The organism is Aeromonas sobria (assembly GCF_006243315.1).
GTDB classification, from domain to species: Bacteria; Pseudomonadota; Gammaproteobacteria; order Enterobacterales; family Aeromonadaceae; genus Aeromonas; species Aeromonas sobria_A.
On sequence record NZ_NKWE01000001.1, the window covers coordinates 145,690 to 160,811 of the forward strand.

Annotated in this window: 16 protein-coding genes; 8 read left to right on the forward strand and 8 right to left on the reverse strand. The window is 60.8% G+C overall.

The genetic code is table 11. The features are described from left to right. Positions 1 to 34: 34 nt before the first annotated feature. The 3 genes from torA to CF137_RS00680 all read left to right on the forward strand — a co-directional run bounded on the left by torA (position 35) and on the right by CF137_RS00680 (position 3,668). The gene (gene torA / locus CF137_RS00670) at positions 35 to 2,527 is read left to right on the forward strand and encodes a trimethylamine-N-oxide reductase TorA (RefSeq protein WP_139717213.1); all 2,493 of its coding nucleotides are present in this window, start codon (positions 35 to 37) and stop codon (positions 2,525 to 2,527) included. 99 nt (positions 2,528 to 2,626) lie between these two features. Then, positions 2,627 to 3,295 (forward strand): molecular chaperone TorD, encoded by a 669-nt coding sequence (gene torD / locus CF137_RS00675; protein ID WP_139717215.1) that lies wholly within the window; start codon positions 2,627 to 2,629, stop codon positions 3,293 to 3,295. Between the two features lie 4 nt (positions 3,296 to 3,299). Further along, on the forward strand, positions 3,300 to 3,668 hold the full coding sequence (locus CF137_RS00680) for a hypothetical protein (protein ID WP_139717217.1): 369 nt from the start codon (positions 3,300 to 3,302) through the stop codon (positions 3,666 to 3,668). An 84-nt stretch (positions 3,669 to 3,752) separates the two neighbouring features. Here CF137_RS00680 and CF137_RS00685 read toward each other — a convergent pair whose 3' ends face one another. Together CF137_RS00685 and CF137_RS00690 are read right to left on the reverse strand one after the other, a co-directional pair. Further along, the gene (locus CF137_RS00685; protein ID WP_139717443.1) at positions 3,753 to 4,151 is read right to left on the reverse strand and encodes a protein YgfX; all 399 of its coding nucleotides are present in this window, start codon (positions 4,149 to 4,151) and stop codon (positions 3,753 to 3,755) included. Between the two features lie 19 nt (positions 4,152 to 4,170). Next, a complete protein-coding gene (locus CF137_RS00690; RefSeq protein ID WP_098968575.1) occupies positions 4,171 to 4,440 on the reverse strand; it encodes an FAD assembly factor SdhE in 270 nt (89 codons plus the stop codon). A gap of 112 nt (positions 4,441 to 4,552) precedes the next feature. Between CF137_RS00690 and ygfZ the strand changes: the two genes are divergently transcribed. After that, on the forward strand, positions 4,553 to 5,461 hold the full coding sequence (ygfZ, locus tag CF137_RS00695) for a tRNA-modifying protein YgfZ (protein WP_139717219.1): 909 nt from the start codon (positions 4,553 to 4,555) through the stop codon (positions 5,459 to 5,461). Between the two features lie 6 nt (positions 5,462 to 5,467). Here the strand turns inward: ygfZ and CF137_RS00700 are convergent, their stop codons facing one another. Beyond that, positions 5,468 to 6,349, reverse strand: coding sequence for a LysR family transcriptional regulator (locus tag CF137_RS00700; protein WP_139717221.1), 882 nt, complete (start codon positions 6,347 to 6,349; stop codon positions 5,468 to 5,470). Between the two features lie 127 nt (positions 6,350 to 6,476). Between CF137_RS00700 and CF137_RS00705 the strand changes: the two genes are divergently transcribed. Then, complete coding sequence (locus CF137_RS00705; RefSeq protein ID WP_101325710.1) at positions 6,477 to 6,923, forward strand: PACE efflux transporter; 447 nt, start codon at positions 6,477 to 6,479, stop codon at positions 6,921 to 6,923. A gap of 162 nt (positions 6,924 to 7,085) precedes the next feature. On the opposite strand, the gene CF137_RS00710 is transcribed toward CF137_RS00705, so the two are convergent. Then, positions 7,086 to 7,442 (reverse strand): hypothetical protein, encoded by a 357-nt coding sequence (locus CF137_RS00710; protein ID WP_005362699.1) that lies wholly within the window; start codon positions 7,440 to 7,442, stop codon positions 7,086 to 7,088. A gap of 244 nt (positions 7,443 to 7,686) precedes the next feature. Here CF137_RS00710 and cutA point away from each other — a divergent pair, with 244 nt between their 5' ends. The 3 genes from cutA to CF137_RS00725 all read left to right on the forward strand — a co-directional run bounded on the left by cutA (position 7,687) and on the right by CF137_RS00725 (position 10,352). Continuing rightward, positions 7,687 to 8,004 (forward strand): divalent-cation tolerance protein CutA, encoded by a 318-nt coding sequence (cutA, locus tag CF137_RS00715; RefSeq protein ID WP_139717223.1) that lies wholly within the window; start codon positions 7,687 to 7,689, stop codon positions 8,002 to 8,004. Continuing rightward, on the forward strand, positions 8,001 to 9,806 hold the full coding sequence (locus CF137_RS00720) for a protein-disulfide reductase DsbD (protein WP_139717225.1): 1,806 nt from the start codon (positions 8,001 to 8,003) through the stop codon (positions 9,804 to 9,806). The genes cutA and CF137_RS00720 overlap by 4 nt, the downstream gene beginning before the upstream one ends. Positions 9,807 to 9,938: 132 nt before the next feature. Further along, positions 9,939 to 10,352, forward strand: coding sequence for a hypothetical protein (locus tag CF137_RS00725; protein WP_139717227.1), 414 nt, complete (start codon positions 9,939 to 9,941; stop codon positions 10,350 to 10,352). A gap of 54 nt (positions 10,353 to 10,406) precedes the next feature. Here CF137_RS00725 and CF137_RS00730 read toward each other — a convergent pair whose 3' ends face one another. The 4 genes from CF137_RS00730 to CF137_RS00745 form a co-directional block, all read right to left on the reverse strand. Next, entirely contained in the window at positions 10,407 to 11,033 is a 627-nt protein-coding gene (locus CF137_RS00730) for a hypothetical protein (RefSeq protein WP_139717229.1), read from the reverse strand. Between the two features lie 218 nt (positions 11,034 to 11,251). Then, a complete protein-coding gene (locus CF137_RS00735) occupies positions 11,252 to 12,556 on the reverse strand; it encodes an NAD(P)/FAD-dependent oxidoreductase (RefSeq protein ID WP_139717231.1) in 1,305 nt (434 codons plus the stop codon). 159 nt (positions 12,557 to 12,715) lie between these two features. After that, a complete protein-coding gene (gene fbaA / locus CF137_RS00740) occupies positions 12,716 to 13,795 on the reverse strand; it encodes a class II fructose-bisphosphate aldolase (RefSeq protein ID WP_042018234.1) in 1,080 nt (359 codons plus the stop codon). Between the two features lie 115 nt (positions 13,796 to 13,910). Then, positions 13,911 to 15,074 (reverse strand): phosphoglycerate kinase, encoded by a 1,164-nt coding sequence (locus CF137_RS00745; protein ID WP_042018236.1) that lies wholly within the window; start codon positions 15,072 to 15,074, stop codon positions 13,911 to 13,913. Positions 15,075 to 15,122: the final 48 nt, after the last annotated feature.

A 15,122-nucleotide genomic window follows, 5' to 3' on the forward strand; every position in this document is an offset into this window, starting at 1 on the left:
ATTCGAGTTCCGGATCCGAGAGAGGAATAACAAGATGATCAATATTTCCCGTCGTGGTTTTCTGGGTGGCTTGCTGGCTGGCGGTGCCTCCGCCCTGATCGGCCCCTCCCTGCTCGGTCGTGCCGTGATGGCCGCCGAGTCTGGCGACAAGCTGGTGCAATCTGGCTCCCACTGGGGCGCCTTCCGCGCCCGGGTGGTCGATGGCCGCTGGGTCGATACCCTGCCGTTCCAGCATGACAAGCACCCCACCGACATGCTCAAAGCCTTGAGCGAAGTGGTTTATAACCCGTCTCGCATTCGTTACCCCATGGTGCGACTGGATTGGCTGCGCAAAGGCCATCAGTCCGACACCAGCGAACGTGGCCAGAACCGCTTTGTGCGGGTCACCTGGTCCCAGGCGCTCGATTTTTTCTATCACGAGCTGGAGCGGGTGCAGAAAACCCATGGCCCTAGCGCCCTCTATGCCGGTCACTCCGGCTGGCAGTCGGTGGGCAAACTGCACTCCGCTGGCGCCATGCTTGGCCGCGCCATGAACCTGCACGGCACCTATCTGGCCAAGGCCGGTGACTACTCCACCGGCGCCGCCCAGGTGATCCTGCCCCACGTGGCGGGCGCCATGGAGGTGTATGAGCAGCAGACCTCCTGGCCGCTGGTGCTGGAGCACAGCAAGACCATCGTCATCTGGGGTTCAGATCCCATCAAGAACCTGCAAGTGGGCTGGCTGGTGCCGGATCACAGCGTCTACGACTACTGGGCACAGCTGAAAGATAAGGTGGCCAAGGGCGAGATCCGGGTCATCAGCGTCGATCCGGTCAAATCCAAGACCCAGAAGTATCTCAATTGCGATCAGGTGACCCTGAATCCGCAGACCGACGTGCCGCTGATGCTGGGCATCGCCCACACCCTCTACAGCGAGAAGCGCCACGACGAGGCGTTCCTCAAGAACTACACCACCGGCTTTGACAAGTTCCTGCCCTACCTGCTGGGCACCAGCGATGGTCAGGTGAAGGATGCCGAGTGGGCGGCCGCCATCTGTGGCGTACCAGCCGAGACCATCCGCGAGCTGGCCCGCGCCATGAGCAGCGGCCGTACCCAGCTTATCGGCGGCTGGTGTGTACAGCGGATGCACCACGGCGAGCAGTACGCATGGATGCTGGTGGTACTGGCCTCGATGATTGGCCAGATCGGCCTGCCGGGCGGCGGTTACGGCTTTGGCTGGCACTACAACGGTGCGGGCACCATCACCTCAAGCGGCCCCATCATGTCCGGTTTCAGCTCGGTCATTCCCGGGGTCAAGCCGCTCCATGACGGCGACTGGAAGGGCTACTCCAAATTCATTCCGGTGGCCCGTTTCGTCGACTGCATCCTCAATCCGGGCAAGCAGATCGCCTTCAACGGCCAGACCATCACCTACCCCCACATGAAGATGGCGGTGTTCTGCGGCAACAACCCGTTCCACCACCAGCAGGATCGCAACAAGATGGTCGCGGCCTGGCGCAAGCTGGAAACCGTGGTCAGCATCGATCACCAGTGGACTGCCAGCTGCCGCTTCGCCGACATCGTGCTGCCGGCCACCACCACCTATGAGCGGGATGACATCGAGCAGTGGGGTTCCCACTCCAACGCGGGCATTCTGGCCATGTACAAGGTGGTGGAACCGCTGTTCGAGGCGCGCGATGACTACGACATCTTCGCCGATCTCTGCCGTCGCTTCGGTCGCGAGGCCGAGTTCACCGGCGGCAAGAGCAAGCTGGAGTGGATCCAGAGCATCTATGACGACGCCCGCCTGCAGGGTCGCGGCATCGGTATTCGTCTGCCCCGTTTCAGCCAGTTCTGGCACGGCGAGGGGTTCGTCACCTTCCCGGCGGGCCAGCCCTGGGTACGCCACGAATCGTTCCGTCAGGAGCCGGATCTGGAACCCCTCGGTACCCCGTCTGGCCTTATCGAGATCTACTCCAAGACCATCGCCGACTACGGCTATGGGGATTGCCCGGGCCACCCGGTCTGGATCGAGCCCTACGAGCGCTCCCACGGCGGGCCCGGCAGCAAGCAGTACCCGCTGCACCTGCAATCCTGCCACCCGGACAAGCGGCTACATAGCCAGCTCTGCTCCTCTGACAACTACCGCGCCACTTACACGGTGCAGGGGCGCGAGCCTGTCTATATGAATCCGCAGGATGCCAAATCCCGCGGCCTCAAGGACGGCGATCTGGTGCGGGTGTTCAACGGTCGCGGTCAGGTATTGGCCGGTCTGGTGGTGAGCGATGACTACGCCCCCGGCGTGGTGCGCATTCAGGAAGGTGCCTGGTATGGCCCGCAAGAGGGCGGCAAGGTGGGTACGCTCTGTACCTATGGTGACCCCAACGTACTGACTGCTGACATCGGCTCCTCCAGCCTAGCGCAGGCCACCACGGCCCATACCGCGCTGGTGGAGATCGAGAAGTTCCGCGGGCAGGCACCGGCTGTCACTGCCTTCGGCACACCTGAATCAGCCAAGGGCATCGACCCCATGTTCCCGGCACTCTGACCCTTGGGGGACGAAAGCGCCCCCTTGAGTTTCCTTTATTTTTAAAGTCGTTAGAATCGGGAGCCATCAAGGCTCCCGATTGCCATCCACGGAGGAAAAATGCAGGAATTTATGGCTACCAGCGAACGCCGGGCCGAACTCTACTGGTGGTTCTCCACCCTGTTCGCCGCCGAACTCAGCGATGAGCAGATCGCCGAATATGACACCTATGATGTGCGAAGCTTCCTGAAAAGCCTCTCGACCCTCGACCCGATGCGCGACGCCGTGGCGGAACTCAACGACGCCATCGCTCGCCTGCTGGTGCGCCCGGATCGCCAGCTGGAGCTGGCCGCCGACTTCGCCGGCCTGTTTCTGGTGGATCCCAAGCAGGGCGCCCTGCCCTACGAATCGCTCTACCGCGGCGATGCCAAGCTGCTGATGCAGGCCCCGATGACCGAGATGCAGGCCCGCCTCGATCGCCTCGGCATCAATGTCAGCGACAAATACCAGGAGCCTGCCGACCATCTGGCCATCGAGCTGGATCTGATGGGCAATCTCATCATCCGCGCGGCGGAAGCCAAGAGCGCGGCCGAGCGGGAAAGCTGGTTGAACGAACAGGAGGCGCTGCTGCACACCCATCTGCTGGGCTGGTTCGCCAAGTTCGAAACCGCCTGTCGCGCTGCCGACCAGTTTGGCTTCTATGGCGCCTGTGCGCGCCTGCTGGGGGTCTTCCTCACCATGGATGCCAACTATCTGAGTCTGGTGAAGCTGACCCAACCGGCCGGTTGACGCAATGAGAACAGCGCTGCTATTGATAGCATGCTGGCTGCTGGCCCTGATCCCGCTGGATCAGGGCCTTACCCCACTGATTACGCTGCTGTTCAACCCGGATCGTGAGCTGTATGGCACCGCCCAGCTCACCGGCTTTGCCGGTATTCTGCTCACCCTCTATCTTGCCAACCTCGGTGTGGAAGTGGTGTTGCGCCGCCGTTTTCAGATCGCCGGTATGCTGGCCCTGCTGGCCGCCTGGATCGACTTCATCAACAGCAGCGGCAACGAGTCACACTTTCTGCTGCTCTACCTGCTGGCCCTGCCCTTCCATCTGCTCGGCTGGCTGGTGCTGGTGCGGGGGATTCAAGCGTTTGGTCGCCAGAAAGGCTGATCACCCCTACCGCCTATTGATCACTGCCTGAGCCAGACACGCCAACACTGGCAATCACCTGGCGCCTTACTCAGTAAAGGGGTATCAGCCTTGATGGCCAGACGGCAGGAAGTGAATGGCACGGGCCAGCAGGCGGTAGTGTTCAGGGGGAAGGGCATCGGAGAAGAGCCACAGTTGCCGTGGCGACGCCGATCCAGTGCCTTGCGGATCGGGGAACAGGGATAATCGCAGCACACCGGGCAGAGTGCGGCTCTGCTTGCCAAGCTGGTAGCGGCACCCTTGCCACTGCAGCCACTGGCCATCCCAGATCAGTTCAAACGGGGGTGCGGCGAGCGCGCGCCAGCTAAAGCAGAGCGCCACCAGCCAGACGGGCAGCAACAGCGCCCACTGCCAGCCGCTAATCAGACCCGCCACCGGCCAAAGCAGCAACAGAAAGAGGGCCACCAGCAATATCTGCTGATGGCGGGAGGGGTGAACCTGGATGATCACCCGCGCCACGGCATTACAACTGACGGTCGTGGCGGGCCTGATTACGCTCCAGGATCATCTTGATCAGGGCGACAAAAGCGGGATCGGCCGGTACGGCGTGGCCCATGGTCCAACGGAACAGATCCGGATCATCGCTCTCCAGCAGGCGGATAAAGGTCTGCTGATCGGCGTCGCTCAGGGCGTCGAACTCGTTTTCATAAAACGGCATAAAGATCACATCCAACTCCAGCATGCCGCGACGGCAGGCCCATTTCAGACGGGATTTTTCAACTGGGCTCAACATGGCACTCTCCTTACATAGACCCGGGGGATGGTACCAGCAGGATTTTCCGGCTGACAAACATTAGTTACATCTTTACCATGCAGCTCACATACTTTCTCTCTGGAATACCATCGTGAGTCTGCAACCACCTGCTTTTCCTGCCGAACCGACCCGTTTCCCCCTGACCAAGCTGGCCATCACCCGCCTCAGTGGCCCGGATCGCGCAAAATTTCTGCAAGGTCAGGTCACCTGTGATGTGAATGCCCTGCAGCCGGGGCAACAGACCCCGGGTGGTCATTGCGATCCCAAGGGCAAGCTATGGAGTGATTTTCGCCTGCTCTGCCTGGAAGAGTCCCTATTAATGCTGACCACTCCATCGGTGCTGGAACGCCAACTGCCGGAGCTCAAAAAGTTCGCAGTCTTCTCCAAGGTGGAGATCTGTGCCGATGAGCGCCACGCCACCGGGATCGCCGGTGCAGGCAGCGATGGGTGGATCGCCGCCCAGTTTGATCTGGCGCAGAGCGGTCTCATCGACGGCGGCATGGCGGTGAAGATCGAACAGGATCGCTGGCTGCTGGTGAGCAATCAGCAAGCGGACTCTCTGCCACAGGGCGACGAATCACTCTGGTGGGGACTCGAGATCAAGGCGGGTCTGCCGCACATGGAAGCGGTGCATCAGGGGGAGTACATCCCGCAGATGCTCAACCTGCAAGCACTGGATGGCATCAGCTTCAACAAGGGCTGCTACATGGGGCAGGAGACGGTAGCCCGCGCCAAGTATCGCGGCGCCAACAACCGCGCCCTGTTCCTGCTGGCGGGCACCAGCGGCGAGCCGATCGCCAGCGGCGATACCCTTGAGCTGCAACTGGGTGACAACTGGCGCCGCAGCGGCATGGTGCTCAACGCCTGGCAACAGGCCGGGCAGGTGTGGCTCACCGCCGTATTGCCGAAAGATACCGAGGCTGACGCCCAATTCCGCCTCAAGCAGGACGAAGGCTCCCGCCTCACCCTGCAACCCCTGCCTTACGCACTGACCGAGTAAGGTCGGCTAGCGAGGCACCCGCGCCAGCAGTGCCTCCTTCAGCCAGCGCCCCGCCTGCCCCAGCGGGCGGGCGCGATGCCACTGCAGCTCCAGCGCCAGCGCGTGGCTGGCGATAAAATCCGGTTCCAACACCACCACTTCGCCCCGCGCCAACGGCTGATGCAGCAGAAATTCCGGGATGGCGGACCAGCCAAGGCCCCGCTTGACCAGCTCCAGCACCCCGAGATCCCCCTCGACCCACCACACCTGAGCCGAGATGCGAAAACGCTGACGCTCGCTCCCTTCCCGTCGGCCGGTCACCATCAGCTGGCGCGCCCCCTGCAGATCGACCTCTCGCAGCGGCTGCTTGCGGGCCAGCGGATGAGCCGGTGATACCACCAGCGGCATGGTCACCTCCCCCAGCGAACGGGCGACGATCTCCCGCTGGGGATGCACCTTCTGGTAACTGATACCGAGCTGGGCCCGGCCGGTCACCAGCAGCTCGGTCACATCCTCCATCAGTGGAAAGAGCAGCTCCAGCTCCACGGTCGGGTAGCGGGTGGCAAACTCCTCCAGCAGGGTGCCAAGCCAGGGGAGGTGGGAATCATCATCGATGGCCAGGGTGAGGCCCGTCTCCACCCCGGCCGCCAGCTCCCCGGCAATGGACTGCAACCGTTCACTTTGCGCCAGCAGGATCCCCGCCTCCTGCACCATGCGGGCCCCCGCCTCCGTCAGCTGCGGATAGCGGCCGCTGCGGTCGAACAGGGTGAGCGCCAGATCGATCTCCAGATTGGCGATGGCGCTGCTCACCACCGACTGCGCCTTGCCCAGCTTGCGGGCGGCGGCTGAAAACGAGCCGGTTTCGGCGGCGGCCAGCAAGATCCTCAGTTGTTCCAGTGATGGCGTCATCTTATGGCCCTCCGGCAAGCCTCTGTTCATCTATCTATTTTAGCGATGGATACCAACATGAATCTATCGCAAAAGATCTATAGATTAGCCAGTAATTCGTGAATAAACCTGATTAAGAGAGTGACTTATGCGTACCCGTAACGATCGCCTGCGCCATGCCATTGGCTTTGAATTTATTGGCCTGCTGATTGCCGCCCCACTGGCCAGCTGGGTCACCGGGGTCGGGCTCAACCATATGGGGCCGCTGGCACTGTTCTTCTCGCTGCTGGCCACCGTCTGGAACTACATCTACAACATCGGGGTCGACAAGCTGCTGCTCAAATATCAGGGCCACACCCACAAGACCCTGTGGCAACGGGTGCTGCATACCTTCGGCTTTGAGGGCGGTCTGCTGATCGTCGCGCTGCCGGTCATGTCCTGGTGGCTGAACGTCAGCATGCTGGAGGCGCTGGTGCTGGATCTGGGCTTCGTCGCCTTCTACCTGATCTATGCCTTCGTCTACAACTGGGGTTATGACAAGGTGTTCCCCATCCCCCGCGCAGTGCCGCACGGCATGCCACAAGGGGCAAACTAAGGCTCGAATCGAGTAGGCCGGAACCGGAAAGTGAAGGTCGACAAGTGAGGGCAACAGAAGTAACGACACGGCACCATCATGGCAGACATGATGGTGCCGCAAGAGGGATCAACGCTGGCAGGCCGGCTGATTCAGAGGTAAGGATTCAGGCCTGCCCGTCGCTCAGGCCTGGGCCTTGAGCTCTTCGCCGCTCTCATCGGCAGCGGCAGCCTCTTCAGGCTGGGCCTGGGCGGCCTGCAGCGCTTCCAGCTCGCTCTGATAATCGCTCAGGATCTGCTGGGCAACCGCCATATCTCCCTTGTGTTTGCGCTCGAACAGATGGTGCTGCACCACGCCGTTGAGATACTCCACCGTGATGGGCTGCTCCAGGGTGGCCATCAGCTCCTCTTTCTCCAGCTCGGCATTGATTTCATCGGCGGTAGTGCGCAGCAGCCCGGCCAATTGAACCAACATGCGGCGCTCACCTTCGCGCAGCAGGCTCAACATGCGGTTTCTCTGCTGCTCATTCTGTTGGGTCATACATTTCCTTACGTCAATTGGGAACAAGCCCGCTCATTCTGCCCTGTCCCCATGACAGCGTCTATCTCATGCCCCCCACTAATTTTTGGCGCTGGCTCACAAATGGCTACAGATGCTATTTGAAGCGGCTCTGGGGTATAGTAGCCGCTGATTTTCGGGCGCTTTTTCACCTTCATCCGCAAGAGAGGGATGACACGGCAAGGGCGCCTGCCCGGTTTACCCCAACGAGGTGAAGATCCGCTTTATGACCGACGCCATTGTGGTGCTCTGCACCTGCCCAGATCAAACCAGTGCCGACCTCGTCTGCGAACAGCTGCTCAATCAGCGGTTGGCCGCCTGCATCAATCAGCTGCCGGGTGTCACCTCCGTCTATCGCTGGCAAGGCAAAGTGGAGCGCGCCACCGAGATCCAGCTCATCATCAAATCCCGCCAGCCGCTCTTTGCCGAGCTGCAGGCATGCATTCAAGCCAATCACCCCTATGAGGTGCCCGAGCTGCTGGCCCTGCCTGTCAGTGCCGGACTGCCCGCCTACCTCGACTGGCTGCACGGGGAGACCTCATGACGCTCACCCGACTGCTCTCTCCCCTGCTGCTCTGTACCCTGCTGATGACAGCGGTGGGCAGCCCCTCGGCCCAGGCCAACGGCGCCGATCTGCTCAGCTCACTGGGCATTGCAGCCAATGCCAAACCCAAATTTTTGCAGGTCGATGAGGCCTTTCAGGTCGAGAGTGAACAGCGCGGCGATCAGCTGCTGCTGACCCTCTATATCGCCGACGACTACTACCTCTATCGCCACAGCCTGCGCTTCAAGGGGAACAACCTCAGCTTCAGCGAGCCAACCCTGCCAGAAGGCACCGAGCACCAGGATGACTTCTTCGGCAAGACCCGGGTCTACTACCAGCAGGTGAGCATCGCCGTGCCGCTAAAGGAGGTGGGCGACGGCGCTACCCTGCGAGTGCGCTATCAGGGCTGTACCGACGGCCTCTGCTACCCGCCGACCGACAAGCTGATCGATGTGGCCCCGCTGGCCGCCGCGACTACTGCGACCACAGCGAGTAAAGCGACTACTGATGCGGCGCCACAAAGCGTCGCAGCAGTGAGTCAGCAGGATCAGCTGGCGGCCGCCCTCGGCAATCAAGGTTTCTGGCTCAGCATCGTCGCCTTCTTCGCACTGGGGCTGGGGCTCGCCTTCACCCCCTGCGTCTTCCCCATGTATCCCATTCTGACCGGCATCATCGCCGGTGCCGGTCATCGCCTCTCCACCGGCCGCGCCTTCCTGCTCTCCCTGGTCTATGTACAGGGGATGGCGGTCACCTACACCCTGCTCGGACTGGTAGTGGCCTCGGCGGGGCTGAAATTCCAGGCGGCGCTGCAACACCCCTATGTGCTGATCGGCCTCTCGCTGATGTTCGTGCTGCTGGCCCTCTCCATGTTCGGGCTCTACACCCTGCAACTGCCGAGCAGCCTGCAAACCCGCCTCTCCGGCCTCTCCAACCGCCAGCAGGGCGGCTCTGTGGTCGGGGTCGCCATTATGGGAATGATCTCCGGGCTGGTCTGCTCCCCCTGCACCACTGCGCCACTTTCGGGGGCGCTGATCTATGTGGCCCAGAGCGGCGATCTCTGGCTCGGCGGCGCGGCGCTCTATGCGCTGTCGCTGGGGATGGGACTACCGCTGCTGCTGCTCGGCACCTCGGGGGGCAAGCTGCTGCCCAAGGCGGGCGCCTGGATGGATGTGATCAAGCAGCTGTTTGGCTTTGCCCTGCTGGCGGTGCCCATCATGCTGCTGTCACGGCTCTGGAGCGATCAGCTTGCCACCCTCGCCTGGCTCAGCTGGGGGCTGCTGCTGTGCGGCTACCTCTATCACCACAACCAGCACCAGCCCCACTCGGTGGCCAAAAGCGTGCGCGGTTTCGTGCTGTTGCTGGCGATGATCAGCGCCGTGGTGGTGGGCAAGGATCTGCTGCAACCGGCCGCCCCTGCCACCGTCTCTGCGGGCGCCAGCCAAAACGCTCCACAGTTTGTCCGCATCAAGACCCTGGATGATCTCAAGGTGCAGCTGGCCGCCGCCCGCGGCAAGCCGGTGCTGCTCGACCTCTACGCCGACTGGTGCGTCGCCTGCAAGGAGTTCGAGCACAAGACCTTCAGCGACCCCGCAGTGCGCGAGCGCTTCGGCCAGATGGTGCTGCTGCAGGCGGATGTCACCGCCAACGACGATGCCGATATCGAGTTGCTCAACAGCCTCAACGTGCTGGGATTGCCGACCCTCATCTTCTTCGACCGCGAGGGCAAGGAGCTGACGGGGCAGCGGGTCACCGGCTTTATGGGGCCGACCGAGTTTCTGGGCAAGCTTGATCAGCTACGCTGACCAACGGCGTCCCTTGTCGGCAGACAGGGGCCGCCTTATACGTTACGCGCTGATTTTTCTGGCAATCCCTTGTATATGACCGGCAGCATGGCAAAATTTGCCCTTCGATTGTCTCGCCCGTCCGGAGTTTTGATGAAAAAGTGGTTCATCCCCCTGCTAGCCCTCTGGCTCTATGGCTGCAGTGCAGGGCCCGGTGAAGAGGATATCCGGCAACAGGTCACCGCCAGGCTGCTGGCCGAGACAGACGCCAACCTGTTCGAGATCAGCGACTTCACCATCCTCGGCAAGGAGGAGCGGATGGAGGGGGTCTATCTGGTCAAGGTCAGCTACCAGCTCCACTTCAAGCGGGGGATCGATCAACTGCAGGTGTTGCACGATGAAGATCTGATTTATGACCGGGTCGGCCCCTTCCAGCAGGAGATGGGACTGATGGAGCTCGAGCGCAAATATGGCGAGTTCGAGGCGGGTCAGGTGCTGCCGCAAGAGGCAGAGGTGTGGATGATGAAGCGCGAACAGGGCTGGCGGCTGGCCGAACCAGCCCAATAAAGGGCTTCCCGCCCCTTACGCACTGCAACGACTGGCCTGCTGTTGCCAGCCAGCTCAAACCTGGGTATCGACCCGATACCCTTTTCGCTCGGCAGGTTCGTTCGGCAGTTTGCTGGCCAACCCTGACAGCACCTCCTTGAGAGTAACCCCGCTCTCTGCCGCACCACTGCTCTCCAGCAGTTTGGTCAGCTGACTCTGCAAGGGGTTCACCTCCTTGCTCTCTGCGACTTGCTCGTTCTCTGTAACTTGTCCGCTCTCTGATCCTTGCGCCCGCGCTCTTCCCTGTTCGCCCGGTTGATCCAGCTTCTCCAGCAGGCGCTCCAGATCCCGCTTCAGCGGATCCTCGCTGCTGCCTTCAAGGGCAAGCTTGCGCTGTTCCTGCTCTTGCCGCTGTTGTTGCTGTAACGCCAGCTGTTGTTCCTGCTGCTGTTGCAGGGCCCCCATCATGGTGTTGATGAATGCCTCCATCGAATCCCTGATTGAGGCACTGCTCCCGCCGCTATCTTCACCTTTCGGCGACAGTCCGAGCTCGTCCAGCACAGCGCCAAGGTCGCGTACCATCCGGCTGTCACTGCTCGCCGATGGCGACGGCGTGGCCCTCTCCGGTACCTGCGCAGCGGGAGATCCCTGCCGCTGCGCCAGCGGGCTGAGCCCGCCTGACGCTACCACATTCATCTCCATCTCAGCCCTCCTCTCTCCCTCGTCCTCGGCCCTTTTCCGGCAAGCTGATACGCCCGCATAGAATCACTCTCACACCTAAAAGATAGCGCCAACCGGAAGGGATTGGCGCGAATGCATATTTTGGTCTATCAGGCGGAACGATAGTGCCAACCCGCTATAAACAAGGGGCCGGTACAAGGGTCGCTTTCAGCCATCACAACAGAGGCTGACAAGGCGGGTCAGAAGATATCCTTCATCCGGTGCCACAACATTCCCAGTGCCAGCAGCGGGGAGCGCAGCGCCGGGCCGCCGGGGAAGGTCATATGGGGCACGCTGGCGAAGAGATCGAAACCCCGGCTCTCGCCCCTGATCGCCTCGGCCACCAGCTTGCCCGCCATATGGGTGGCGTTGAGACCGTGACCCGAGTAAGCCTGGGCGTAGAGTACGTTGGGGTATTCCTTCAAGCGGCCAATCTGCGGCAGCCGGTTGGCACCGATCCCGATCATGCCCCCCCACTGGAACTCGATGGCGGTCTCGGCCAGCTCGGGGAAGACCCGCAGCAGCTTGGGCAGCATAAAGGCCTTGATATCCTTCGGGTCTCGCCCCGAATAGTTGCAGGCGCCGCCAAACAGCAGGCGGCCGTCGGCAGAGAGACGGTAGTAGTCGAGGGCCACATTCTGATCGCACACCGCCATGTTTTGCGGCAACAGCCGCTGGCGCAAGCGGCGATCCAGCACCTCGGTAGCGAGGATGTAAGAACCGGCGGGCAGCACCTTGCCACCCAGATCGGGATTGAGGTCGTTGAGGTAGGCGTTGCAGCCGATCACCAGATAATCGGCAGTGACCCGGCCGTGGGCAGTGGTCACCTCGACCCGCTTGCCGTAGTCGATATGGGTCACCCGAGAGTGTTCAAACAGGGCAACCCCGAGGCTGGCGGCGGCGCGCGCCTCGCCGAGCGCCAGATTGAGGGGATGCAGGTGGCCGGAGCCCATGTCGATGAGGCCACCGATGTAGCGATCCGACCCCACCACGGTATGGATATCTTCCCGCGCCACCAGCTTCAGCTCGTGCTCGTAGCCAAGGCTCGCCAGATGCGCGAGATCCTCCTCGAAACCGACCAGATGGCGCTGGCGGGTGGCAAGATCGCAATAACCCCAACGCAGATCGCAGTCGATATTGAAATGCTCGACCCGCTCGCGCACCAGCTGCACCGCCCCAAGCCCCATCAGATCCAGCTCACGGACCCCTTGCTCGCCAATCCAGCGGGTAAACTGGCTGGTGTCGTGGCCGATACCGCGAATAAGCTGACCACCGTTGCGCCCCGACGCCCCCCAGCCGATACGATTGGCCTCCAGCAACACCACCTTGTAACCGGCATCCGCCAGATTGATGGCGGTGTTAAGGCCGGTAAAGCCGCCGCCGATGATGCAGACGTCCGCCTTGTGCTCCCCCTCCAGCTCCGGCCACTGTTGCGGATCGTTGCGAGTGGCCGCGTAGTAGGAGGCGACGTGCTCCTGATGTCCGTTGTGCTTTCCTGCCTGCATACTCAGCATCCTGCTTTGGTTGCAAATTGTTTAATAAAATAAGCAAAGTTGTTTCGATAATACCCAGTTCCTCCTCCACTCACCAACCGGTGCGGATCACAGAAATGCAAAAGGCGCCCCGAAGGGCGCCTTTTCATGCAATCAAGGTGCTGTAACGAATTACAGTACGTTGATGGCGTTCAGGTCGGCAAAAGCCTGTTCCAGACGCTTGATCATGGAAGTCTGACCTTCACGCAGCCATACGCGCGGATCGTAGAACTTCTTGTTCGGCTTGTCAGCGCCTTCCGGGTTGCCCAGCTGGCCTTGCAGGTAAGCTTCGTTCTTCTGATAGAACTTCAGCAGACCTTCCCAAGTTGCCCACTGGGTGTCGGTGTCGATGTTCATCTTCACTACGCCGTAGGAGATGGACTCGCGGATCTCTTCCAGAGTGGAACCTGAACCACCGTGGAATACGAAGTCCAGAGACTTGGCAGGCAGCGCAAACTTCTCGGAAACGTACTTCTGGGACGCGTCCAGGATGGACGGGGTCAGCTTGACGTTACCCGGCTTGTATACACCGTGTACGTTGCCGAAGGAGGCAGCGATGGTGAAACGCGGGCTGATCTTGGACAGACGCTCGTAAGCGTAAGCAACATCTTCCGGCTGGGTGTACAGGGAAGATTGATCCAGGTGGCTGTTGTCTACGCCATCTTCTTCGCCACCGGTGCAACCCAGTTCCAGCTCCAGAGTCATGTTCATCTTGGCCATGCGGGTCAGGTACTCGCAGCAGATGTCGATGTTCTCTTCCAGAGACTCTTCGGACAGATCCAGCATGTGGGAGGAGAACAGCGGCTTGCCGGTTTCAGCAAAGTGCTTCTCGCCCGCTTCCAGCAGACCGTCGATCCACGGCAGCAGCTTCTTGGCAGCGTGGTCGGTGTGCAGGATAACCGGGATACCGTAGGCTTCGGCAACAGCGTGAACGTGCTTGGCACCGGAGATGGCACCCAGGATGGCGGCTTTCTGGCCTTCCATCTTCAGACCCTTACCGGCGGTGAACACGGCACCACCGTTGGAGAACTGAACGATTACCGGCGCTTTAACATTGGCAGCAGCTTCCAGCACAGCGTTAACGGAGTCGGTACCAACACAGTTAACTGCTGGCAGAGCAAAGCCGTTCTCTTTAGCGATGGCGAACACTTTCTGAACGTCATCACCAGTGATCACGCCGGGTTTTACGAAGTCGAAAATTTTCTTAGACATGTTTAATCGTCCTGTCTCGTATGCCGTTAATAAAAAATGGGAGGTTCATCATGAACCGGCACAGCGGCCACATGATAAACGAAACGGGAGGCGTTTGCCCCCCGTCTCGGGTCAATTAGGCTTTGGCGCGCTGTTCCAGCATCGCAACAGCCGGCAGTACCTTGCCTTCTACGAACTCCAGGAAGGCGCCGCCGCCAGTGGAGATATAGGAGACTTTGTCGGCGATGCCAAACTTGTCGATGGCAGCCAGGGTGTCACCACCGCCAGCGATGGAGAAGGCCGGAGAAGCAGCGATGGCTTCAGCGATCACTTTGGTGCCAGCAGAGAACTGATCGAACTCGAACACACCGACCGGGCCGTTCCACAGAATGGTCTTGGCGTTCATGATGATGTCAGCCAGGGCCTTGGCAGAGTCAGGGCCGATGTCGAAGATCATGTCGCCGTCGGTCACGTCAGCAACAGACTTGATGGTGGCCGGAGTGGACTCGGAGAACTCGGTGCCTACAACCACGTCGGTGGTGACCGGAATGTTGGTCTCGGCAGCCAGCTTCTTGGCGGTGTCGAGCAGGTCGTGTTCGCACAGGGACTTGCCGACGTTGTGACCGGCAGCAGCGATGAAGGTGTTGGCGATGCCACCACCGACCACCAGCTGGTCAGCGATCTTGGAGAGGGATTCCAGCACGGTCAGCTTGGTAGAGACCTTGGAGCCGCCAACGATGGCAACCATCGGGCGCTCGGGCTTGAGCATGGCTTTACCCAGGGCTTCCAGTTCACCCGCCAGCAGCGGACCGGCACAAGCAACAGGAGCAAACTGGGCAACACCGTAGGTAGAACCTTCGGCGCGGTGAGCAGTACCGAACGCATCCATTACAAAGACATCACACAGGGCGGCGTATTTTTTGGCCAGCTCTTCGGTGTTCTTCTTCTCGCCTTTGTTGAAACGGCAGTTTTCCAGCACAACCAGTTCACCGGCGGCGACATCTACGCCATCCAGGTAATCTTTGGCCAGACGAACCGGGCAAGACAGAGCGTCTTTCAGATAGTTAACAACCGGAGCCAGGGAGAATTCTTCGTTGTATTCACCCTCGGTCGGACGACCCAGGTGGGAGGTGATCATCAGCTTGGCGCCCTTTTCCAGAGCCAGCTTGATGGTCGGCAGCGTCGCCACGATACGTGCATCGGAAGTGACCTTACCGTCTTTTACCGGTACGTTCAGGTCAGCACGGATCAGAACGCGTTTACCCGCCAGATCCAGGTCAGTCATCTTGATAACAGACATATTCAGTCCTCTATATTTTCAGGTAATGTTAAAAACAGTAACCTATTC

Excerpts from the sequence above, each read along its gene's own strand:
- torA (WP_139717213.1), top strand. The coding sequence starts at position 35 with ATGATCAATATTTCCCGTCGTGGTTTTCTGGGTGGCTTGCTGGCTGGC.
- torD (WP_139717215.1), top strand. The coding sequence starts at position 2,627 with ATGCAGGAATTTATGGCTACCAGCGAACGCCGGGCCGAACTCTACTGG.
- CF137_RS00680 (WP_139717217.1), top strand. The coding sequence starts at position 3,300 with ATGAGAACAGCGCTGCTATTGATAGCATGCTGGCTGCTGGCCCTGATC.
- CF137_RS00690 (WP_098968575.1), bottom strand. The coding sequence starts at position 4,440 with ATGTTGAGCCCAGTTGAAAAATCCCGTCTGAAATGGGCCTGCCGTCGC.
- CF137_RS00700 (WP_139717221.1), bottom strand. The coding sequence starts at position 6,349 with ATGACGCCATCACTGGAACAACTGAGGATCTTGCTGGCCGCCGCCGAA.
- CF137_RS00705 (WP_101325710.1), top strand. The coding sequence starts at position 6,477 with ATGCGTACCCGTAACGATCGCCTGCGCCATGCCATTGGCTTTGAATTT.
- CF137_RS00710 (WP_005362699.1), bottom strand. The coding sequence starts at position 7,442 with ATGACCCAACAGAATGAGCAGCAGAGAAACCGCATGTTGAGCCTGCTG.
- cutA (WP_139717223.1), top strand. The coding sequence starts at position 7,687 with ATGACCGACGCCATTGTGGTGCTCTGCACCTGCCCAGATCAAACCAGT.
- CF137_RS00720 (WP_139717225.1), top strand. The coding sequence starts at position 8,001 with ATGACGCTCACCCGACTGCTCTCTCCCCTGCTGCTCTGTACCCTGCTG.
- CF137_RS00725 (WP_139717227.1), top strand. The coding sequence starts at position 9,939 with ATGAAAAAGTGGTTCATCCCCCTGCTAGCCCTCTGGCTCTATGGCTGC.
- CF137_RS00730 (WP_139717229.1), bottom strand. The coding sequence starts at position 11,033 with ATGGAGATGAATGTGGTAGCGTCAGGCGGGCTCAGCCCGCTGGCGCAG.
- CF137_RS00735 (WP_139717231.1), bottom strand. The coding sequence starts at position 12,556 with ATGCAGGCAGGAAAGCACAACGGACATCAGGAGCACGTCGCCTCCTAC.
- fbaA (WP_042018234.1), bottom strand. The coding sequence starts at position 13,795 with ATGTCTAAGAAAATTTTCGACTTCGTAAAACCCGGCGTGATCACTGGT.
- CF137_RS00745 (WP_042018236.1), bottom strand. The coding sequence starts at position 15,074 with ATGTCTGTTATCAAGATGACTGACCTGGATCTGGCGGGTAAACGCGTT.